12 protein-coding genes are annotated in these 23,106 nt (G+C 52.8%); 9 read left to right on the forward strand and 3 right to left on the reverse strand.

Going from position 1 to position 23,106, the window contains the following annotated elements; genetic code table 11:
• Nucleotides 1-39: 39 nt before the first annotated feature.
• The gene (locus H7F31_RS05540; protein ID WP_187103359.1) at nt 40-1,482 is read right to left on the reverse strand and encodes a VanW family protein; all 1,443 of its coding nucleotides are present in this window, start codon (nt 1,480-1,482) and stop codon (nt 40-42) included.
• A 262-nt stretch (nt 1,483-1,744) separates the two neighbouring features.
• Here H7F31_RS05540 and ftsE point away from each other — a divergent pair, with 262 nt between their 5' ends.
• From ftsE to H7F31_RS05565, 5 genes are all read left to right on the forward strand, one after another.
• The gene (gene ftsE / locus H7F31_RS05545; protein ID WP_187103360.1) at nt 1,745-2,431 is read left to right on the forward strand and encodes a cell division ATP-binding protein FtsE; all 687 of its coding nucleotides are present in this window, start codon (nt 1,745-1,747) and stop codon (nt 2,429-2,431) included.
• Nucleotides 2,421-3,338, forward strand: a complete 918-nt coding sequence (ftsX, locus tag H7F31_RS05550) for a permease-like cell division protein FtsX (protein ID WP_187103361.1) — start codon at nt 2,421-2,423, stop codon at nt 3,336-3,338. Before ftsE ends, ftsX begins: the two co-directional genes overlap by 11 nt.
• Before the next feature lie 13 nt (nt 3,339-3,351).
• Nucleotides 3,352-4,578, forward strand: a complete 1,227-nt coding sequence (locus tag H7F31_RS05555) for a murein hydrolase activator EnvC family protein (protein ID WP_261800316.1) — start codon at nt 3,352-3,354, stop codon at nt 4,576-4,578.
• Between the two features lie 187 nt (nt 4,579-4,765).
• Entirely contained in the window at nt 4,766-6,199 is a 1,434-nt protein-coding gene (locus tag H7F31_RS05560; protein ID WP_261800317.1) for a S41 family peptidase, read from the forward strand.
• 86 nt (nt 6,200-6,285) lie between these two features.
• Complete coding sequence (locus H7F31_RS05565; protein WP_187103364.1) at nt 6,286-7,623, forward strand: PDZ domain-containing protein; 1,338 nt, start codon at nt 6,286-6,288, stop codon at nt 7,621-7,623.
• A gap of 790 nt (nt 7,624-8,413) precedes the next feature.
• Here H7F31_RS05565 and H7F31_RS05570 read toward each other — a convergent pair.
• Nucleotides 8,414-14,689: an SdrD B-like domain-containing protein gene (locus H7F31_RS05570; RefSeq protein ID WP_187103365.1), complete on the reverse strand. Its 6,276-nt coding sequence runs from the start codon at nt 14,687-14,689 to the stop codon at nt 8,414-8,416.
• A gap of 345 nt (nt 14,690-15,034) precedes the next feature.
• On the opposite strand from H7F31_RS05570, the gene H7F31_RS05575 reads away from it, so the two are divergent.
• The 4 genes from H7F31_RS05575 (at nt 15,035) to H7F31_RS05590 (ending at nt 21,631) form a co-directional block, all read left to right on the forward strand.
• Nucleotides 15,035-16,189 (forward strand): response regulator, encoded by a 1,155-nt coding sequence (locus H7F31_RS05575; protein WP_187103366.1) that lies wholly within the window; start codon nt 15,035-15,037, stop codon nt 16,187-16,189.
• Nucleotides 16,190-16,396: 207 nt separating this feature from the next.
• Entirely contained in the window at nt 16,397-18,394 is a 1,998-nt protein-coding gene (uvrB, locus tag H7F31_RS05580; protein ID WP_187103367.1) for an excinuclease ABC subunit UvrB, read from the forward strand.
• 19 nt (nt 18,395-18,413) lie between these two features.
• Nucleotides 18,414-21,299, forward strand: coding sequence for an excinuclease ABC subunit UvrA (gene uvrA / locus H7F31_RS05585; RefSeq protein ID WP_187103368.1), 2,886 nt, complete (start codon nt 18,414-18,416; stop codon nt 21,297-21,299).
• Between the two features lie 116 nt (nt 21,300-21,415).
• Nucleotides 21,416-21,631, forward strand: a complete 216-nt coding sequence (locus tag H7F31_RS05590; protein ID WP_087569385.1) for a hypothetical protein — start codon at nt 21,416-21,418, stop codon at nt 21,629-21,631.
• A 213-nt stretch (nt 21,632-21,844) separates the two neighbouring features.
• Here H7F31_RS05590 and H7F31_RS05595 read toward each other — a convergent pair whose 3' ends face one another.
• Nucleotides 21,845-22,813 carry a sugar phosphate isomerase/epimerase family protein gene (locus H7F31_RS05595; protein ID WP_087569384.1) on the reverse strand — a complete coding sequence of 323 codons (969 nt, stop codon included), beginning with the start codon at nt 22,811-22,813 and terminating at the stop codon, nt 21,845-21,847.
• Nucleotides 22,814-23,106 lie beyond the last annotated feature (293 nt).

Raw genomic sequence — 23,106 nt, forward strand, 5'->3', positions numbered from 1 at the left:
CCTCCCGGCTCAATTCGAGAACCCAGCGAACCGCCTCTCTCAGATCCCATCCTCCACGATCGGTTCTCTCGTGCCGGGCATGCTCGGGGATGGCGTAGACGTCAGCGAGGAGGGCCCTACCTCGATGATTGTCGGCTGGGCGCGGTACGTATCGCGGGAAACCCGTTCGCGCGACACCTCTTTGCCGTTCTCGATCAGCTTACGGAAGGTGTCCACGACATACCCTGCCTTACCTCTCTCCACGACTCGCTGCTCGCCTACCGCCAGTCCCTGATTTACTTTCTGTTGCGCGCCAGGCTCTACCGTCTTGATGGTCACGGACTCGATATCATAGGCGACGTTCTCCGGCATTGTCCCGAATAACTTGATGGTTAATTTGCGATTTTCCACGACGGTGCGAATAATAAGATGTTTGCCAGTCGAATTAAGAAACTTGAAGTCGATGGCGTCCGTGGCATAGGTGGCGTCATGGCCTAGCGGGAGGTAGGCGACAGGCAACGAGTGGTTGCGACGTTCTACGATGTCGAGTCCGGCTCTTAATACGGCTTGATAGAGCGTGCTCGATACCTGGCAAATACCGCCTCCGATGCCCGGCACGAACTTGCCGTTGAGAATAACGGGCGCTTCCCGGTATTCATGCTCCTGCTCAGCTTTGGCGATAAGCTCCGCATAGGAGAACGTCTCCCCCGGGGCCAGATGCCAATCGTTTAGCGTTTCCGCCGTCACCGTCACATTATGGGCGCGTCCCTCCGCGCTGGTGCCGAAGTCGGTGGAGAAAGACATGATTTTTCGGTCAATGCCCTCCGCCTTAAGCTCTTCCAGAGTGGTGTCGGGCTCTACCGTCTTTAAGGGCAGCTCGGCCTCCAAGTCGGCCAAGCTGCCCGTTATCCGCTCACCGACCTCGCGTTCCCCCAGCACCACCCAGTCGTCCACTTGCTGCAACAGAGAATCCAGCTCCAATCGATACGCATTATGATGCGGCGTATAGACGACCTTGTCGTCGGGAGTGATCTCCCTTTTTGCGTCCTGTGGCTCACCCTTTTCCATCCAACTCCACTGCTTGCGCACGGCTGCATCGAAAATATCGCGATTCCAGCTCTGGGAGAGCGAATAATGTTTGGGGAAATGGTAGCGATAGACGGCCCGATCCCACCAACTGCCTTCACGCAGCTTTAATAACGCCAGCCTCGCCTCACTGAATTCGGCGCGGTAGCCGAGCTCTGCGGTCGTCCAGCTCTTGCTGTCGCCTGCGGGTTCTCCGGCCCGAACGGTGATCGTTCTATCCTGCAAAGATTTCTCGTAGCGGGAGAGCAGCTCGATTGCATCTGCGATTGGCATGCCTCCGAGCTCGATGCGTCCAATCGTCACCCCCTCGGGAACAGAATCCTGTTCGGCATATTGCCAGAGCAGAGCTCCTTTTACGGCAGCGGCGGCAAGCAGGAGAATCGTTAACGTAAGCAACGTAATACGCAACTTTTTCATGGGATGGGAAACACTCTCCTGTTCGTTAATAAAGGAGCTTCAGACGCAGGTTCCGACGTGGCGCCGACAATCAGACACAGCTCCATGCATCCTTTCATGTATATGCGGGGGAGACCTGCTAATTTCCAAATATATGTAGGGGGCATTCGACAAATCCTTTAAATATTAGAAAAGTGAAAAAAGAGGAAATGACGCCGCTGTTGAAGGAATTAGCCGCAAGCTGTCGAAATAGTAAAATTGACTACATACAGGATGTGATAAAGTGATCGAAATGCACGACATATGGAAGACATACGCAGATGGAACGCATGCTCTTCGTGGAGTTTCCGTTCGAATAGATCGCAACGAATTCGTGTACCTCGTAGGACCTTCCGGAGCCGGCAAGTCTACGTTCATGAAACTTATCTATCGGGAGGAAATACCGACAAAAGGGCAGATTTCGGTCAACGGATTCAACATCGGCAAGCTCAAACCGCGCAAGATTCCTTATGTGAGACGAAATATCGGCGTTATATTTCAAGATTTCCGTTTGTTGCCCAAGCTTACTGTATATGAAAATGTCGCCTTTGCGATGGAAGTGATCGAAGCGCCGCGGCGCATTATTAAAAAGCGCACCATGGAAGTGCTGGAGCTCGTTGGTCTAAAGCATAAACACGCCAGCTTGCCATCGCAGCTATCGGGCGGCGAACAGCAAAGGGTGTCGATTGCCCGGGCAATAGTGAACAATCCGTCGGTTATCGTCGCGGACGAGCCTACTGGCAATCTCGACCCGGAGACCTCGCTGGGGATTATGAATTTGCTGGAAGAGATCAACTTCAGAGGCTCTACGATTGTAATGGCCACGCACAACAGGGATATCGTTAACAGCATGCGCAAACGGGTTATTGCGATTGAAGACGGCAATATCGTTCGGGATGAGGCAAGAGGGGAGTACGGCTATGAAGTTTAGCACGCTCCTGCGCCACTTCAGGGAAGGCGCAAAAAATATTTTGCGTAATGGCTGGATGTCTTTTGCATCAATGAGCTCTATCTTTATCTCATTGTTTATACTAGGGATTTTCATTTTGCTCGCTGTTAACGTAAATTCCATGGCGGATCAGATCGAGAGCCGGGTACAGATCCGGGTATTCTTGCAGACGACCGTTGAGGAAGCCAAGGTAACGGAGCTGCAGAACAAGATCGGCAACATTCAGGAAGTCAGCAAGGTAACCTTCGTGTCCAAGGAAGATGGCCTGGCGATCTTGCGAGAGTCGATGGGCGAAGAGAACGGCGATTGGCTGGAAGGCTACAACAATGAAAACAATCCGCTGCCGGTATCTTTCACCATAGAAGTGTACGATCCGCAGACCGTTGACGATGTAGCCGCGCAGATCCAGGCGATCAACGATGCGGATGAGACGGGTCCGATCTACCGGATCAAGTACGGCCAAGGAACGGTCGAGATGTTGTTCAAGGTGACGAATGCAGTACGCAATATCGGCTTCGGCATCGTGATTGGTCTGGCTGTTACGGCTATGCTGCTTATCTCCAACACCATCAAGATGACTATTATTAACCGTCGCCGAGAGATTGGAATCATGAAGCTGGTAGGCGCGACGAATGCTTTTATACGTTGGCCTTTCTTCGTCGAAGGAGCGATGATCGGCTTTATAAGCTCGGCTCTGACGACAGGCGCCGTACTGTTTGGCTACAGTAAGATTATCAGTTTGACCCAGTTGGATATGTCGCTCATGTTGATAACGCTAGTGCCGATCAAGGAAATTGGTTGGCTGACCGCCGGGCTGATCCTTGTGATCGGAACTTTGATCGGAATGCTCGGCAGCACCATCTCGATTCGAAAGTACTTGAAAGTGTAGGTGAAGCATGTATATGAGAAAAGCTGGAGCATGGCTGCTCGTAGCAGCGCTGTTAACCGTATTCCTGATCCAGCCTTCGGGTAGCGGCGGACAAGTCCAGGCCGCGTCGTTGTCGCAGATCGAAAGGGATATTGCGGCCGCGAACAAACAGATCAAGGAAGCCGAACGAACGGCGGCTAACGCAGCCAAGGATGCGAAGTCGGCGGAATCCCAAAAGCAGAACCTGACGGTTAAGAAAGCGGATCTCCAAAACGAGATCTTGAGCCTGATGAAGGAAATCGACCGAGTTGCCGTCGAGAAGCAGAAGACGCAGGAACAGGTGGACGCTAAGGAAGCCGAGTTGCTGCAAGCCGGCGCTGCTCTCGATGCCGTTCAGGAGAGAATCGTCAAACGCGAAGCGCTTCTGGAGTCTCGCATGCGAGTGATGTATACGGACGGCTTCGTTTCTTATATGGATGTATTGTTCAGCTCTAACAGCTTCGGGGATTTTCTGGACCGTTTCGATGCGATCCAGACGATTCTGGATTCCGATCGCGAGACGTTGGCAGCGCACAAAAAGGACAAGGAAACCGCCGAACAGCAGAAAGCTTTGATAGAGCAACAATATGCCGATATTCAAGCTTTGTTCCAGGAACTGGAGCTTCAGCAGGTAGAGCTTGTCAAGAAGGAATCCGAAAAGGAAGTACTCATCGCGAGCTATAATGCCAATCTTCAGCAGCTCGATGAGACCCTGCATCAATTGGAGGAAATCAGCGAGGAGCAGGAGAAGCTGCTTATGGCGCTAGCCGCCAAGAGGTCGAAGCTCGTAGCGGAGAAGAACCGCATTCAGAATCCTTATTCGGGCGGCAAGCTGGGCATGCCGATCAAACAGGGTTATCGGGTAACGTCGAACTTCGGAACCAGGGTTCATCCTATCTCGGGCAAGAAGCATACCCATACGGGCATCGACTTCGGAGCTCCATCCGGTACGCCGATCTATGCGGCCGAAGGCGGAAGGGTCATTATCTCGCAAGTATGGAGCACCTACGGCAATTGTATCGTCATCGATCACGGCAACGGATTATGGACATTGTACGCTCATATCCGCAACGGCGGCCTGCTGGTTGATGAAGGCGACACAGTGAAGAAAGGCGATAAAATCGCCGAGGTTGGCAGCACGGGTAATTCCACTGGACCGCATCTCCACTTCGAAGTGCGCAAGAACGAAGTGCCCGTCAATCCGGGCGGCTATCTGAAATAATTGACATCATCCATATCTCATCAGTGACAAGCGGCAGCCCTCAAGAGGGCTGCCCTTGTTGTCCATATGACTTTCGAAGAAGCCTCCTGTAAATAATTGTGATCGGCTTGTCATATAATAGTGGGGCCGTCACAAACGGGAAATCGATAAGGTGGTGTACCGGATGTACTTTAAAGGAAGAACCGTAATGACGTTCGTATTGCTGACGATGATCGCATCCGTGCTCGTCACAATGACGATTGCCGATCGGCTTATTATTCCGGATGCAGGGAGCAAGAAGGTCGTCGCGGCGGCCGCGGATGCTGGCGGTACCCCAGGCTTCAAGAAGGAAGAGCTGGCGAAGCTCAATGCGGTGCTCGAGCTGATCGAGACCAGATATTACGAGAAGGTGGAGCGGGAAGAGCTTCTGGATGGCGCTGTCAGCGGCATGATGGAAGCGCTGGACGATCCGTATTCCGTCTATATGGAGAAGGATGATGCGCTTCACTTCTCCGAATCCATTGAAGGTTCTTTTACGGGAATCGGCGCAGAGGTGACGACCGAAAACGGCAAGATTGTCGTTGTCGCACCGATTAAAGGTTCGCCGGCCGAGAAGTCGGGCCTGCTGGCCAAGGATGTGCTGATCTCCGTTAATGGCGACAGTCTGGCGGGACTTAACCTGCAGCAGGCTGTCGGCAAGATCCGCGGACCGAAGGGAACGAAGGCGAAGCTGCTGGTGCAACGCAGCGGAGTAACGGAGCCGATCCAACTCGTCCTGATTCGGGATGACATCGATGTGGAGACGGTCTACGGGGCGCTGAGACCGGATGGCGTGGGTGTTATCGAGATCCGGCAATTTTCTCTGCACACGGCCAAGCGATTCAAAGAAGAGCTGGAGAAGCTGGAGCAGAGCGGCATGAAGGGGCTTGTCCTGGATGTGCGCAATAATCCGGGCGGCGTATTGCCAATCGTCGTTGAAATATCGCAGCTGCTGATGAAGGAAGGCACGACTGTCGTTCAGGTAGAGGATCGCGACGGTAATCGCGACAAGACGCTGGCCAAGGGCGGCGAGGCAAAGTCTTATCCCATCGCGGTTCTGACGAACAAGGGCAGCGCAAGCGCGTCCGAAATTTTGGCCGGAGCCTTGCAGGAAGCAGCCGGCGCCAAGGTAATCGGCGAGCAGTCGTTCGGCAAGGGGACTGTGCAAGTGAGCTACAACAAGGCTCTCGGCGACGGAAGCCTCGTTAAGATGACGATCGCCAAGTGGTTGACGCCAAACGGAAATTGGATCCATGAGAAAGGCATTGCGCCGGATCTTGTCGTGGAGCCGCCGGATCTGTATACGGTGGCCAGAATATCGTTGCAAGAGACGCTGAAGCAAGATACGCTCAGCGAGGCCGTTCGCAGCGCCCAGATTATGCTGCATGGTCTCGGTTATGAGCCTAAGCGCGAGGACGGATACTTCGGCGATGAGACAGCGAACGCAGTTCGAAAGTTCCAGAACGATAAAGGACTGCCGTCCACAGGGGAGATAGATACCAAGACGGCTCAGAAGCTGGAGCAGGCCGTCATCGAGTGGATTCAAAATAAGGAACATGATGTTCAACTGCTGGAAGCCATTCGGGCGGTAAGCAGGAAATAGCGACGAACGCGTCGAATGGTACAAAGGTCGGTTTCGCGCCAGCGGAGCTGACCTTTTACTTTAGTGCGAGGCGAGGAGTGGAGGAATTGGAGACAGCTCGTGCAATAGCGGACATGCTGGGATCGGCGGCGCTGCAGCTGGCGTCGGGCCCCTTCTTCTATTTGGCTATATTATTTATCATTCTTCAATATTCAAGACAGATGCGGCTAGAGAGGCAGTTATTCGCGGTCAAGCTTCATGATTGGAAGGGAATGGCCTTGCGGGCGGTCGTCACAGGTTTATTGGTCGGACTGGGATTATCCCTTATATCTGTCTTTATTGGCGCGTCACTCTCCCCATCGGCTGTGCTATGGCTGTGGGGGATCGCTGCGCTTCTTATGTTGGCGCGAATTCGTTATCTGTGCTTCGCGTATAGCGCCGGTGTAGTGACACTGCTGCAATGGATAGCAGGTTTTACATCCTTGGCGGAGCGGGGAGATGGAATCGGAGCAATGGCGTCGTCGTTGGCCCGAATTGACGCGGCAGGCCTGCTTCTGCTAGTGGCAATGCTTCATCTTGCGGAATCGCTGTTAGTCCGTCTGCAGGGCGACAAGCTGTCGACGCCGCTGTTTTTGGAGGGCAAGAGAGGCAAGCTGGTGGGCGGCTATATGCTTCAGGGCTTTTGGCCGGTCCCACTGCTGTTGCTGACTCCGGTATCGGCGGAGACGGGGGCGTCGGCCGCAGCGAGCGCTTCTCTGCCATGGCCGACGTTGTTCGGCGGAACAGGAGCAGAGGGCTGGACGCTCGTGGCATTGCCCATGATTATCGGCTTTACCGAGATGACAAGATCGCTGCTGCCAGCCGCTAAGGCAAGACATGCGGCCAAGGGCCTTCTGCTCTATAGCGTCATCTTGGGCGGCGCGGCATTGGCAGCCTGGTGGCAGTCTGCGCTGCTGCCAATCGCGGCAGTATTGTCGATTATCTTGCATGAGGCGCTTGTATGGAGGAGTAAGGCCATGGAGGCGCGCCGTGAGCCTCTCTACGTGCATGATGCGCGCGGTCTTCGCATACTTGGCATTGTCCCGGGAACGCCGGCGGAGGCTATGGGATTGTCGGCAGGGGAAGTGATTTACAAGGTTAACGGGATGCGAGTGTCCACCAAAGAAGATTTGTACGGAGCGCTCGGGGCCAATTCAGCCTTCTGCAAGCTGGAAGTTCTTACGGTGGGCGGCGAGCCCAAGTTCGCGCAACGTGCGCGTTACGCAGGCGAGCATCATCAATTGGGAGTTATTCTTGCACCTGACGAACGAGCCAACTTCTATGCGGCAGACGGGGTTTCGTCGTTAATGGAGCTGTTGAGAGGACGCCGGGCCTCTAATAGACGGGGAGGCGCGAAGTCTTCTCCCGTGGGAGCTGCCGGCGGCGAAGAGAAAGTGCAGGCGTGACGGGCGCCGGGAGGCTGACATAATGCTGTTCCGTTAAGACAGCAAGGAAAAGCCTGAACGCGGACATGAGACGCGAGCGAATACGAAAGCGGTGTAAGCCGAAAAAAGCGGGTTACAGCTCGATGTGTGGCGCTTTTTGGAGCTGTAGCCCGAAAAAATCGGGTTACAGCTCGATGAGAAGCGCCTTGTGGGGCTGTAGCCCGAAAAAGTCGGGTTACAGCTCGATGAGTGGCGCCTTTTGGCGCTGTAGCCCGAAAAAGTCGGGTTATAGCTCGATGAGTGGCGCCTTTTGGCGCTGCAGCCCGGGAAAATCGGGTTACAGTTCGATGTGTAGTACCTTTTGGAGCTGTAGCTCGAAAAAATCGGGTTACAGCTCGATGTGCAGCGCCTTTTGGAGCTGTAGCCCGAAAAAATCGGGTTACAGCTTGGTGAGTGGCGCTTTTTGGAGTTGTAGCCCGAAAAAATCGGGTTACAGCTCGATGTGTGGTGCCTTTTGGCGCTGTAGCCCCAAAAATTGGGTTACAGCCCAAGGTGTAGCGCCTATTGGAACTGTAGGTATAAGGTGCAACCTACCCAATCTGAAATAGGGCAGGGATTTTATACTATGTTAAAAAAATGGCGGTGCAGGGATCCCCTGCACCGCCATTTTTTTAGTTTTGCCTATTTTTCGTCAAGCGGAATAACCTGCAAGTTTCACTGTATAATCTCTGTCTCTTTCTTGGAATGAAACTTGCTGCGCGCCATCCACGAGAGGATAGCGCCAGCTTAAGGTGAATTGTTGCTAAACAGCTTAAGTCGTTTTACGGTTGTTTCTAAAGCGCAAGTAGATGCCGATTGCGACGAAGGCTGCACCGATCAGATAGAGCATCAGATAGCTTTCTTCTCCTGTCTTAGGCAGCGTACTTACGTCAGGAGTACCCTCGAGTCCTCCGCGAGGAGGCTCCTCGACATCGATGTCGAACCAGAATTCTTCCTCGTTGCCGTCAGCGTCCTTGATGATGACGGAGAATCTGTCTTTGCCCGTGTAACCCTTGTTAGGCGTATAGGTGACTTTACCATCCGGCGTGATCGTAACGCTGCCGTTCTTAGGCGGCGTACCGGTAGCGGTCGTGCCGCCTTTCGGCACATCGACTTCGACATCGATCGGCGTATCTTCCGGCGTCTTCTCCGTTACGGTCGTCGACGTCGGCGTTGGAGCCGGAGTCGGAGTCGGCGTACCTGTACCAGGTGTCGGAGTCGGCGTTCCCGTTCCTGGTGAAGGAGTTGGTGTAGGCGTAATGCCTGGCTCCTCCGTCTCTTCCGGATCCGTCGACGGCGATGGAGATGGCGTTGGCGTCGGGAATACTGGCGGAACATAGTAATAACCTTGATCGATGGTCATGTCGCGCCATACGGCCGGTCCGACAGGTCCAATCGCTACGGCTTCTGTGAAGCTATCGAACGTAAGATTGGAATCCAGCTCGGCGGAAACGCCTGTTGCCGCTTGCTTAGTAGGGATATAGTAATAAGGTGTTACAAATTGAACGTAATAGTCGCCCGCTACCAGATGGTCGAACAAATAGTAGCCTGGCTTGCCGTCTTTATCGGCGGTAATCGTTGTTGCAAGCAGTGTTTTGGTGGAGTCGTAGAGCTTGACGGTTACTCCGTTCATGCCGTAACGATCCTCTTCGTCTTGCTTGCCATTGTAATCAGTATCGTACCATACGTAGTTTCCAATTGCGCCCTTGCGGACGATACCGAAGTCGATCGTGTGGTCATGCCAGCCCTTAGGCGCTAATTCGCCGATGGCGATGGCAAATGTCGTGTTTACTGTTAATGGATTGACAGTGTTGGAATCCAGCTCGTCTGCGCCAGCACCGCTGCCTTGCTCGGCAATCGTAACCTCGTGATCGTCGTCCAGAACGATCTGAACGAAATAGTTGCCGCTGGCAAGATTGTCGAACAGGTAGTAACCTGGCTTGCCGTCCGGTCCGTTTACCGTTTTTGTTTCCGCATAAACAGGGCCGGTATCGCTGCCTCTGTACAAACGCAACGGAATATCATTTAGGCCTTGTTCGGAGGCGTCCTGGATACCATTGCGATTGATATCAAACCAGACGTAGTTGCCGATGGAGCCTTGTGCGACCAGACCAAGGTCGATGCTCGGATTGACCCAGCCGTAAGGAGTTGCGGTTTCGCTGATTACGATGGCGTCCGTTACATGCGTCGCACTTGTTTTGTTGGAGTCGAGATCGGAGTCTGAATCTGCGTCAGATTCCTCATCCGTTTTCTCATATTCGCTCGGGAATTTAAACTCCACATAATACGTGCCTTGCGGCAGTTCTTTAAAGTTGTAATAGCCTGGCTTGCCGTCTTCCGTTTTCGTCACGTCGGTTTTGTACGGCGTTCCTCCCACCGTATCCCGGTACAGATTAACAGTTACGCCGTTGATGCCGTGCATCGGGTCTTCATTTTGGATGCCGTCACGGTTACGGTCATGCCAGACATAGTTGCCGATCGCGCCTTTGCCTGTAAAGCCGAGGTCAATCGTCATATCCACCCAACCGGCAGGGCCCTTTGGACCGTCAGGTCCGATTGGAATGGCGTTAACTGTTTTGCCTTTGTCCGGACCGGCGACAATCACGATCAGATTGGAGTCATTTTCTGCAGTCACGCCGTTCTCTTCCATCTTCGCCAGATCATAGATGCCAGGCGTTTGGAACTTCACGTAATAGTTGCCCTCAATAAGATGATCAAATAAATATTTGCCATCAGCGTCTGTTTTGGTTGTAGCTACCAGTTTTTCAGTGCCGCCTTCTTGCTTGAACAGCTCGACAATGATGTTTTCGATGCCGGGTTCGCCAGCATCTTGACTGCCGTTGTCGTTTTTATCGAACCAGACGTAATCGCCGATCTTGCCAAGGGCTTGCAAGCCCAGGTCAATCGTCGGATCCTTCCATTTGGCAGGACCGATTACAATCTCCTCCGTCCGGTATGGGATACGATGATCTCCTTGTTCGGCACCGGCAGTAACTACGTTGGAATCGGTGGCTGGTGTGCCTTTACCGACATCTGTCTTCGTATAGCTGCGCGGCACAAGGAATTCTACGACATAAGTTCCGCTCAGCAAGTGGTCAAACCAGTAATAGCCAGGCTGGCCTGCCCTAGTATGGTCTGCCGGATGATTGCGGGTAAATTGGCTGACGCCCTCAGGCTGAAGCGCTCCAGCGCCATCCTTTTTATAGAGCTTCACTTCGATGCCGTTTAACCCAACCTTGTCAGGAGGGTTCGCTAGATCGTCGTTTTGAATACCGTCGCGGTTCCAGTCGAGCCATACATAGTCGCCGATGGCGCCTTTGGCGATGAGGCCGATATCGACTTTCAAATCTTCGTAGTTATTGCTGTAATTAATAGTAATGGTTCCTGTTCGTTTACCCGTCAAGAGATGCGAATCCTCGTCCCTTTTGGAGCCTTGCTCCGGAAGGGTCAATTCATAATCCACAGGCCAGTCAAATTCGACTATATAATCGCCTTCGACGAGATTCTCGAACAAGTAGTACCCCTTTTTGCCGTCCTCGGTACGAGTGGTCTGTGTTGCGACCGCTACCGGATTGCCAGGCTTGTAGAGCTTGACCGTTAATCCGTCAATACCAGGCTCAGTATCATCCTGGATACCATCCTTATCGAGATCGAGCCAGATGTAATCGCCGATTTTGCCTTTTTCGTGCGTATTATCGAGTTCGATTTCCACCTGGTTTGTCGATGAAATAACGACGTCGCGTACTGTGCTATCCAGCTTATAGCCATTCGGTGCTTCGATTTCCTCCAGCTCGTATTGGCCGTAAGGCAAATTTACGAACAAGACCTCACCTGCAGCATTCGTTACGCCCTCGTATTTGTCGTAGTCAGCCGTGCTGCCCTTAACCTTGATGACAAACTTGGCGCCCGCAAGGAAATCATTGTCAGGATCGCCGCTTGCAGGTCGTTTAATTACTTTTACACTGCCTTTGTACGTAGCGGTTCCTGGGGAGCTGAAGCCTGATCCCGAGTTAATAATGTTGGTAAAGGTTTCCTGGGTCTCAATGCTTTCAACAGTTCGTTCTTCCGCTAATAGCTCAAAGGAGTTTTTCGCCTGATGGCCAATGTTTTTGGCCAAAATCGTCGTATACTTCAGTTGATAAGCGGTTTCGATCTCCGTGTTCTCGTTGCCAATCAGCAGTGTAAATGCAGGCGCATCTGCCGCATCACCCGGCTGCTTGAGTCGGATCGAATATTGCGATTCAGGGACAGATACGAGCGTGTAAGGCTCCGCCGAACGCGGGTCGACCTTAAATAGCTTAAATGATTCTTCCACGATCGTTTGCTGGTTGTCAGGCCAATCGTTTACTCTGACATTTGTCAGCTTCGAGAAGCTGCGGTTAATCCAGATCGTCCACTCGGCCTCCCGTCTATTGGCAGCGTTAGGCTGAGCCAGCTCTTTTACGATAATCTCACCGCCGTGAGGCGGCGATACGCTTGCCGTCAGTTCGGCGTAGTGATCGTTATCGTCGGAAGTGAACGAAGCGGTATTATGGATGGTGCCAGGCACAAACTTGTCTACCAGGGAGGTCTCAAACTCCACTGTGTGAGGACCGCTGATCGTGCCAGGGAATTCGATTTCCAACTTGTTTGTTGCAGGGTCTAAAACATAAGCAGCTGCTGAAACTACAGTTCCTGCGTCAAGCACTCCTGCAGCTGCATCTGACCAAGCGTGCTTTAATACCTTTACTGTAGCCGGCAGCAATACTTGATCATTGTTTAAAGTATCGCTGATCAGAGCGTTGACGACGGACTCGTTATGGTAGTTAAACAGAACGGTCCATTTGATGGTTTTGGTCGCCGGGTTGTAAACGCCGCTTTTACGGCCGTTGAATTGTGTCAATTCCTCGGGATCTACTTCTGCGCTTGCAGAAATCGTTTTGTCATTATTGTTGGTCGTATATTCAATGTTTGCGTCGGCATGGCTTACAATTTTATCCCATGAGAATGTTCCGGTATTCTTGAACTTGTAGTTATCGTCCGAATTCCAGAGAACATCGAAACCTCCATAGTCAAAATACGTGTCGTACACGACGGTATGCTTCTGATTGAAATTGAAGCTGTCTTTAAATTCAAGCACAAATCCGTTTCCGTCAGCGTCAACCGCAAAGCTGTAATTTCCTGTAGCAGACGTCAAGTCGGTATTTGCTTTGTTTTTGATAGAAAGAGTGCCAGGTATATAAGTCAGGCCCTTACTATTGAAGGTGTCAACCAGCTTTAATGGATTAGTTGGGCTTCCCATAAAGCGATAGTCGTTTTCATTGAGCGTAATGGTCCATCTAATGATCTTATTATCATAGTCAATGACTTCTCCGCTTTTTTGGATGACGCGATGCCCGTAATTAACCGAGGATTCCACGCTTCCCGTCAAGCCCGGAGTGGTGGAGTCCACCTTATTTTTTGCGCCAGTAATGTTGGCGGTAATCGGAGAATCTTCTTTCTCCTGCGTTGTATAAACGATGCGGTATACGCGGTGTTGGCCGGTTACGTCGCCGTTCAGTTGCAAGGAGAAGCCAGTCTTCGTCGGATCGTCTGTTTTCGTATAGGTATCGTTGCCGACTCCGATTGCTCCGCTAGGGAGCACGAGCACAGACTCAAAACCACCGTTGCTGTTGAGATACCCTTTTTCCACCGTAAAGGCGGTGGCTTCTGGCGCCAGCTCATGGCCCGCAGGGAATAGATCCGTCAATGTAGGGTTGTTAAGCTCAAGCTCCCCTTTATTGTAAATAACGGTCCAGGTCACCCGATGTTTGTTGGAGTCCTTGGAGCCTCCATTTGTTTTTTCCAGCAAGTTGCCGCGTTGCACCGTTTGCGAGGCTGTCGCATGAGTGATTTCATCGTCAGGTGGAGCCTGAGCTGGATTCTTCAATACAACTTTGTTGATAAAGGTTGCGCTGTTGTTCGTAAATACAGCGGCGTTTGTTACTTTAGTGGCAAAACGGATGCGGTAAGCCGCATTAAGATCCGCAAATTCCAGCGGAAAGTTGCTGTCGGAATTGACGTAAGTGTAATCGGATCCTGCCGCGACAGCATTGCCTTCCGTAGGCGCTCCAGAAATCGGAACATGAAGCTTTTTAACCTCAATGGCTCCCTCTACGGCCAATCCCGTCGGAAGCACCTCCGCCAGGATGGTTTGTCCGATGTCGGCCAAACTTGTGTTTACATCGACCACCCAATAGATCAAAGAGGTATTGGGCGTGCGGTCGAGACCTTGCGTCCCTTTTGCAGTGTCCACGGCCTTCGTAATGTTAGGAGTTGCGCCCGTCAGCTTGACAGGTAAATTGACCGTAACATTCCCGCCGTGTCGGAACGGAATGCTGATTACAACGTCCTCGTTGCTGATTACGGTCGTAGAATCAAGCCTTGTTTCGATAAGTATTCCGCCAGTAAGGTTGTAGGTGAAAGTTGGTTCTGGCGCAGGCTGTTGAATAAAATTGAGCGTCACCTTTTTGGTAACGGGATCGGCGATAAAGGTACCGGCTCCGCCCAAATCGCCGCTAACCTCCGTTGCCAATGTCAGCTGTGAAGGCAGATCGAATACGTACACGCCGCCGTTCTGTGCGATATTGTCATCAATAAGCCACTCATACGCCAACGTAAACGGAGCTGAAGCCGCTCCGGCCAGCGTCGTATTGAAGTTATTGCCGTCAGTTTCCGGACTGCTTGGTGTGACAGTGGCAAGCAAATTCGGACAGCCTGCACCAGTAGGATCAGTAAAGCAAGCTTTAAGGACAGCAAAATCATTCTCTTCATACACTTGGCGACCAGCGTTAAGGACGAACGCACGCTGAATAATTTCGTGAGTGATCTCGTTGCCCGCCGCAGCAGTCTGCTGTACAACTCCGGCAATCTGCACCGTTTGCAGCAACAGCATCAGTGCCAGCAGAAGCGAGATGCTTTTTTTGCGCAAACTTCCTCTCGAGTCCGCCAAGCCGGCGGTAAAACCCGTCAACTGCAAAAAATCAATCATGCGGTTATTCGTTTTCTTCTTTAATCGTGAAGCTCTCACACTATCATTCCTTTCAAACCTGGTTCAATGTTGGCTTAAATGTATAAAGTTGTTTAGAGTAGTTCATGAAAACAAAAAAACAATCTCTAATTTATATGGATTTTTGCGGCTCCTTTCCCGATAAATATAGTGATCGTATCTGACTGGGTCATTGGTAGCATAATTACACTCATAGTATCGTATAGAACTCGACAATTTCTGAACATTTTGTCGGACATTTAGGAACCGTGTCGGGATGATTAATATATTCGGGATTCAATTACAACAACTTTTGGTCCTTACAGACGTAAGTATAGCTAGCGAGTTCGTGCGGATGTTCAAGAATGGGGAATTGGGGTGCTTCGAATGAGATTGCTGCTGGTGGACGACGAAAGACTGGCGCTTATACTACTGGAGAAGGAGCTTCGCTCCGTGGCAGAGAAGTCGGGCGTCCCCGTCGAAATCGTGGCGCTTCAATCACCGGGGAGCGTCATGGCGGAGGCGGAAAAGTGGCGTCCAGACGTGGTGTTCCTGGACATTCACATGCCGGAAATATCGGGTCTGCAAATCGCGGAGATGCTTCAGGAACGTCGTCCGGAGATCATGGTCGTCTTTATGACCGCTTTCGACAGCTATGCCCTGGAGGCTTTCGAGCTAAGCGCTATCGATTACGTGCTCAAGCCGCTGGTACGGGACCGCCTCGAGAAGACTTTTAAACGAATCGTGGCCAGGAGAGAGGTGCCGGACATAGAAGAGCTTCCGGTGCAGGATGCCAAAAGCCACGTCATTCTGTGTTCGGGCACGCTGCTGGTGCAATCGGGCATCGGAGAGCCGGAGCTGCCAAAGTGGCGTACGGCCAAGGCGCAGGAACTGTTCGCTTATCTCTTGCTTCGAAGAGGCGCTACCGTGCACAAATCGACGATTCTGGAGCTGCTTTTCCCCGAGCTCGGCATGAAGCCGGCGATGGCCCGGCTTTATACGGCTATCTATCAAATCAGGCAATGCATGGCTCTGATGGGCCTCGATATTACGATTCAGAATATAAGCATGCAAGAAGCGTACATTCTGCGAGTAGGGGAAAATGTGACGATCGAGAACGAACGGTGGGAGCAAGAGCTTCTCGTTGCAGCCGAGCAAGAGCCGCCTCTCTATAATAGGATCGAAGAGCTGCTTGCCGATTACGATGGCGGATACTTGCGCGATCACGATTACGTGTGGGCGGAGGGAGAACAAGCGCGGCTCAGCGGACTTTGGATGAGCCATGCACGCAAGCTGGCAGCCTACTTGGAGACGCAAGGGAGAGAGGACGAGGCGCTCAAGCTGTATGTCAGGCTGCAAGAGATGGACCCGTATCAGGAGTCGGACGGGCTGGCCATTCTAAAGCTCTACGAGCGTCTGGGGCAGTACGATAAGATAATAGGTTATACTGCGCAGCTTGAGAATTTGTTTATGGAAGAGCTGGGACTGCCTTTGCCGCCTTCCATTGCCTCATGGCGGGAAGAGCGGGGGCTGCGCTCATAGGCAGCTGTATAGTAGGATCGAGTAGACGGGGAATTCGCGGATGATGCGATTCCCCATTTTCACATTGCATCTGATAAGCTGAAACGATATAATCAATGAGAACACACATTCTTATCTATGAACGTCAATCACTATGTTGAGATGAACTTAATTTGACTATACTGTATACATTCAGCATTCGGAGACGGACGGGAGGAGGAAGCGGTTATGGAGTCAGTTCCGCAAGATAAGGTATTCCAGCTTAAATCCGAATATACGCCGCAGGGCGATCAGCCGGGCGCCATCAAGGCGATTGTTGACGGAGTCATCGCCGGCAAGCGCCATCAGACGCTGCTGGGCGCGACGGGTACAGGCAAGACCTATACGATTGCGAACGCCATCGCAGAGCTGAACCGGCCTACGCTGGTCATCGCGCACAACAAGACGCTTGCCGCGCAATTATGCAGCGAGTTCAAGAGTTTCTTCCCCGATAATGCGGTAGAATACTTCGTCAGTTACTACGATTATTACCAGCCCGAAGCCTATATCCCTTCGACGGACACGTTCATTGAGAAGGACTCCAGCATCAACGACGAGATCGATAAGCTGCGGCACTCCGCGACAAGCGCATTGTTCGATCGAAGAGACGTCATCATCGTAGCAAGCGTATCGTGCATCTACGGCTTAGGTTCGCCGTCGGAATATGGCAGCCTCGTGCTATCCCTGAGAGTAGGGATGGAGAAGCCGCGCGATGTCATTTTGCGCAAGCTCGTTGATATCCAATACAATCGGAACGATATTAGCTTCACGCGGGGAACGTTCCGCGTTCGGGGCGATATTGTCGAGATCTTTCCCGTGGCGAATAACGAACGAGCCATCCGGGTGGAGCTGTTTGGCGACGAGATCGAGCGGATCTCCGAGATCGACGTTCTGACCGGAGAAATCGTCGGGGAGAGGGACCATGTCGCGATTTTCCCGGCTTCCCACTTCGTCACGCACGAGGAGACGATGAAGGTAGCGCTTGTAAACATCGAGCGAGAGCTGGAGGAGAGACTCGCAGAGCTGCGCGAAGCGGGCAAGCTGCTGGAAGCACAGCGGCTGGAGCAGCGTACGCGTTATGATCTGGAGATGATGGCGGAGATGGGATTCTGCTCCGGCATTGAGAACTATTCCGGTCCCCTAACCTTCCGCGAAAGAGGATCGACGCCGTACACATTGCTGGATTATTTCCCGGACGACTTCCTAGTCGTGATCGACGAATCCCATGTATCGCTGCCGCAGATCAGGGCGATGTTCAACGGAGACAAGGCGCGCAAGGAAATGCTCGTAAACCATGGCTTCAGGCTCCCTTCCGCCATGGACAACCGGCCGCTCCGATTCGAGGAGTTCGAAGGAAAAGCGAAGCAGCTCGTCTACGTTTCCGCGACGCCGGGGCCATACGAGCTTGAGCATTGTCCAACCATGATCGAGCAGATTATCCGTCCTACCGGCCTTGTGGATCCAATTATCGATCTGCGGCCGACGAAGGGGCAGATCGACGATTTGCTGCATGAGGCACGCGAACGAATCGCAAGGGACGAGCGCGTTCTCGTCACGACGCTCACGAAAAAGATGGCCGAGGATCTGACGGATTATTTGAAGGAAGTCGGCATTAAGGTACGATATCTTCATTCCGACATCAAAACGCTGGAGCGGCTGGCGATTCTTCGCGACTTGCGACTAGGTGTCTTCCATGTGCTCGTGGGCATCAACCTGCTCCGGGAAGGTTTGGATCTTCCGGAGGTTTCGTTGGTCACGATTCTGGACGCGGACAAGGAAGGGTTCCTGCGCTCCGACCGGTCGCTTATTCAGACCATCGGACGGGCCGCGAGGAACAGCGAAGGCCGCGTCATTATGTACGCCGATAAGGTGACGGATTCCATGGACCGCGCGATTAAGGAGACGGAACGGCGGCGCGCTATTCAGGTAGCCTATAATGAGAAACATGGCATTGAACCGCAGACGATCCGCAAGCGGGTGCATGACGTCATCGAAGCGACGAAGGTTGCCGAACAGAAGGCGGAGTATTTGACGGGCGCGGATTCCGGCAAGATGACGAAAAAGGAACGCGAGAAGCTGATCCAGCGTCTGGAAGCAGAGATGAAGGAAGCGGCGAAAAGCCTGCAATTCGAGCGGGCCGCGGAGCTTCGGGATGCGCTGCTTGAGCTGCGCGCCGAGAATGGGTAGGAAGTAGGAGGAGAAAACAATGGCAAGCGATAAGATCGTCGTAAAGGGCGCTCGCGCCCATAACCTGAAAAATATAGATGTGACCATTCCCCGCGACAAATTTGTCGTGCTCACGGGACTGAGCGGTTCCGGCAAGTCCTCGCTGGCATTCGATACAATCTACGCGGAGGGCCAACGCCGTTACGTGGAGTCGCTGAGCGCGTATGCCAGACAATTCCTGGGACAGATGGAGAAGCCGGATGTCGATTCCATCGACGGTCTGTCGCCTGCCATCTCCATTGACCAGAAGACGACGAGCCGCAACCCTCGTTCAACGGTAGGCACTGTAACGGAGATTTACGATTACCTCCGTCTGTTGTTTGCCCGGGTAGGCCGGCCGCATTGTCCGGAACATGGCATCGAAATTACATCGCAGACGATCCAACAGATGGTGGATCGGATTATGGAATATCCCGAGCGGACGAAGCTTCAGATTATGGCTCCTGTCGTATCGGGCCGCAAGGGCGAGCATAGCAAGCTGCTTGCCGATATCCAGAAGCAGGGCTACGTCCGTGTACGCGTGAACGGAGAACTTAGAGAGCTGAGCGAGAAGATCGAGCTGGAGAAAAACAAAAAACATAATATCGAGGTCATCATCGACCGGATCGTAGTGAAGCCGGATATCCACGCGCGACTGGCTGATTCGCTGGAGACGGCGCTTAAGCTGGCGGAGGGACGGGTGCTCGTAGATGTCATGGACCAGGAAGAGCTCCTGTTCAGCTCCAATCTTGCCTGTCCGGAATGCGGCTTCAGTATTGACGAGCTGGCGCCGCGCATGTTCTCGTTCAATAGTCCCTTCGGCGCTTGTCCGGATTGCGACGGTCTCGGCGCCAAGATGATCGTGGATCCCGATCTGCTTGTGCCGGACAACACCAAGACCATCGAAGAAGGCGCCTTTCTGGCCTGGGCGGGGAGCACTTCGAATTATTATCCGCAATTTCTGAGCGCTGTGTGCGTCCACTACGGCATTCCTCAAAACGTTCCGCTGTCGGAGATTTCGGCGGAGCAGATGAAGAAGCTGCTGTACGGCACGGGCGGGGAGAAGGTGCGGTTCCTCTACGAAAATGATTTTGGACATCGCAAAGAAGCCTTCGTCCCGTTCGAAGGTATCGTTAACAATCTGGAACGGCGTTATCGGGACACGGCATCCGAGATGATGCGCGAGCATATCCAGAATTATATGAGCGCCAAGCCTTGCGGCGGATGCAAAGGTCAGCGCCTGCGCAAAGAGAGTCTGGCCGTTACGATCGGCAACGAGAATATTGCCTTCGTTACGTCTCTTTCGATCGGAGAAGCGAAGCGTTACTTCGACTCCCTGGATCTGACAAAGAAGGAGCAGACGATCGCTCATCTTATTCTCAAGGAAATCAACAGCCGACTTGGCTTCCTCGTAAACGTAGGCTTAGAATATTTGACGCTCAGCCGCGCGGCGGGAACTCTGTCCGGCGGCGAAGCGCAGCGGATTCGGTTGGCCACCCAGATTGGCTCCAGTCTGATGGGCGTCCTCTACATTCTGGATGAACCAAGCATCGGTTTGCATCAGAGGGATAATGATCGTCTCATCGAGACGCTTGAGCATATGCGCAATATCGGCAATACGCTTATCGTCGTGGAGCATGACGAAGATACGATGATGGCGGCCGACTATATTATCGACATCGGCCCTGGAGCGGGCATTCACGGGGGACAAGTCATCTCTCAAGGGACGCCGCAGGAAGTTATGGCCGACGAGAACTCGCTGACGGGACAATACTTGAGCGGACGCAAGTTTATCGAGGTGCCGCTGACACGGCGCGCCACAGGCGAGAAGTGGCTGGAGGTTCGCGGCGCGAAGGAGAACAATCTGCGCGGCGTCAACGTCAAGATTCCGCTCGGTGTCTTCACGGCGGTAACTGGCGTATCGGGCTCCGGCAAGTCGACCTTCGTAAACGAGATACTGTATAAGACGCTTGCCCGCGACTTGAACAAGGCGAAGGTTCGCCCCGGCCAGTACAAGGAAATGCGCGGCATTGAGCACTTGGAGAAGGTCATCGACATAGACCAGTCTCCGATCGGACGCACTCCGCGTTCCAATCCGGCTACGTATACCGGCGTCTTCGATGATATCCGCGATCTCTATTCCAACACAAACGAGTCGAAGGTCAGAGGCTACAAGAAAGGCCGCTTCAGCTTCAACGTCAAGGGCGGCCGTTGCGAAGCCTGCCGCGGCGACGGCATTATCAAGATCGAGATGCATTTTTTGCCGGATGTCTACGTGCCTTGCGAGATTTGCAAAGGCAAGCGCTATAACCGAGAGACGCTCGAGGTTAAATACAAGGGCAAAAACATTGCCGAAGTGCTGGAGATGACGATCGAGGATTCCTGCACGTTTTTCGAAAACCTGCCGCGTATTCATCGCAAGGTAAAGACGCTGCTGGATGTTGGCCTGGGCTACATGACGTTGGGACAACCCGCAACGACGTTGTCGGGAGGCGAAGCGCAACGCGTTAAGCTGGCGGCCGAGCTGTACCGCCGCAGTACGGGGACGACGCTTTACATTCTCGACGAGCCGACAACGGGACTTCATGCACATGATATCGACCGTCTGCTGACCGTGCTTCATCGTCTAGTGGACGCCGGCGAATCCGTCTTGGTTATCGAACATAATCTTGATGTCATTAAGACGGCGGATTATCTGATTGATCTGGGGCCGGAGGGCGGCAACGGAGGCGGTACGATTGTCGCTACGGGATCGCCGGAGCAAGTCGTCAAGGTAGAGGGATCCTATACAGGCCGTTATTTGAAGCCGATTCTAGAGCGCGACAGAGGACGGACGGAAGAACGAAAACGCAGCCTTCAGCAGGTGGGAGCAGGAGCGCAAGAATAATCCGTGTCAAATCGTGACAAACTTGTTACGAATGTGATTTCGGACTTGCAACGTAAGCGTCTAGAGGCTAACATAGACTAAGATTAGGTTACGTGTGACTTGGAGGAGGTCCCCCTATGTTGTTCCTAGCAGAAGAAGCTACAAAAACAAGCGCGATTGACCCGTTCGATTGGTTTATGCTTGCTTTTACGGTCATTATTGCAATCGGCTTTGTGCGGCTCATTATGGCGCGTCCAAGGAAAAACCTGTTTGCTATTGGCTTCACGACCGTAGCGCTCGGTTTGTTCCTGTTCATCGACTATGTGATGATCTTCAAGGTTTGGCTGGCGTAGAGGCCTTTGAAACAAGAAGCGGTCTGTCGAGTGTTCTCGGCAGGCCGCTTTTTTACCACAAAATAATTTATTAGTTTTCGAGGTATTTGGATGAACCAAACGGTCGCTCATTGTGGCCAAAAAAATGGCTCCTCTGGCGCGAAGCCCGGGGAGCCGTTTCTATAAAAATATAGGAAAGCATATCATTTCGCCAAGCAAGGCGTTACGAGTGGATTAAACCCACCACATCTCGCCCAGCGGTTCGCGGATGAGGACTTGCTGCAGGTTGGCGACGGCTTTCGTGAAGCCTTCGTCTACGGACATCAGGCCGTCTTCGTGTTCGATGCTGACGACGTAGTCGTAGCCCACGAGGCGCAGCGCGCTGATGATATCTGCCCATACTTTAAGGTCATGACCGAAACCGACTGTACGGAACTGCCACGCGCGGTCCAGCATAAGCGAATATGACTGCATGTCCGTTACGCCATGACGGTTTACGTTGATTGGATCGATCGTCGTGTCCTTCGCATGGAAGTGATGGATCGCGCCGGCGCGGCCAAGAATATGGACGGCTTGTACCGGATCGATGCCCTGCCACCACATATGGCTTGGGTCAAGGTTAGCGCCGATAGCGTTGCCTGCCGCTTCGCGAAGACGAAGCAAGGTAGCCGGGCTGTGAACGGAGAAGCCGCCATGCAGCTCCAGGCCGATCTTTACGCCAGCTTTTTCGGCGATACCGCCGATCTCGGACCAGTAAGGAATAACTTTCTCTTCCCACTGCCACTTCAGGATATCCTGGAAGTCGTTTGGCCAAGGAGCAACCGGCCAGTTCGGATATTTGGCATCCTCATGGTCGCCCGGGCAGCCGGAGAATGTATTTACCACTTCAACTTCCAGACGGTTCGCAAGCTCGATCGTTTTGCGGATGACGGCGTCGTCCGGAGCGGCAAGCGCCTTTTGCGGGTGAAGCGGATTAGCATGGCAGCTGAGTGCGCTGATCATCAGACCGCGTGATTCGACTGCTTGTTTAAACGCTTTCAGCTTTCCTGCATCTGCAAGCAGAGTGTCCGGATCGCAATGCGCATTGCCGGGATAACCGCCCGTGCCGATCTCGATCGCGTCGAGACCTTTCGAGGCGATGTAGTCGAGTGCTTCTTCGAATGGCTTCTGAGCGAACAGTACGCTGAATACGCCTAATTTCATCCTTCATATACCTCCCGAATCCAGTAGATGGATTGTTTTCATAACCGCCATTAGTATACCACTTTCCTTGCGGATAGACATGTGGGAAATTGCATTTTAGACAAAATCGCATAATAAATAGGCAAAAGAGGAACGAGCTTGGCGCAGTTGGCAGTAATGTACGCTGGAATACAACCTCGTCGTTTGATAAACTAGGGGAAGCGAATACGAGAGAGAAGCTATAATGAGAAACGCGTGAAGAGTCTTTAAGTGCGAGTTCAAAAGTTCAATGACTTTTCGAACAACCTCTTTTA

This window comes from Paenibacillus sp. PAMC21692, from assembly GCF_014303795.1.
Taxonomy (GTDB): domain Bacteria; phylum Bacillota; class Bacilli; order Paenibacillales; family Paenibacillaceae; genus Pristimantibacillus; species Pristimantibacillus agaridevorans.

Coding starts and splice junctions, on each gene's coding strand:
- H7F31_RS05540 (WP_187103359.1), bottom strand. CDS start 1,482: ATGAAAAAGTTGCGTATTACGTTGCTTACGTTAACGATTCTCCTGCTT.
- ftsX (WP_187103361.1), top strand. CDS start 2,421: ATGAAGTTTAGCACGCTCCTGCGCCACTTCAGGGAAGGCGCAAAAAAT.
- H7F31_RS05555 (WP_261800316.1), top strand. CDS start 3,352: ATGAGAAAAGCTGGAGCATGGCTGCTCGTAGCAGCGCTGTTAACCGTA.
- H7F31_RS05560 (WP_261800317.1), top strand. CDS start 4,766: ATGACGTTCGTATTGCTGACGATGATCGCATCCGTGCTCGTCACAATG.
- H7F31_RS05575 (WP_187103366.1), top strand. CDS start 15,035: ATGAGATTGCTGCTGGTGGACGACGAAAGACTGGCGCTTATACTACTG.
- uvrB (WP_187103367.1), top strand. CDS start 16,397: ATGGAGTCAGTTCCGCAAGATAAGGTATTCCAGCTTAAATCCGAATAT.
- uvrA (WP_187103368.1), top strand. CDS start 18,414: ATGGCAAGCGATAAGATCGTCGTAAAGGGCGCTCGCGCCCATAACCTG.
- H7F31_RS05590 (WP_087569385.1), top strand. CDS start 21,416: ATGTTGTTCCTAGCAGAAGAAGCTACAAAAACAAGCGCGATTGACCCG.
- H7F31_RS05595 (WP_087569384.1), bottom strand. CDS start 22,813: ATGAAATTAGGCGTATTCAGCGTACTGTTCGCTCAGAAGCCATTCGAA.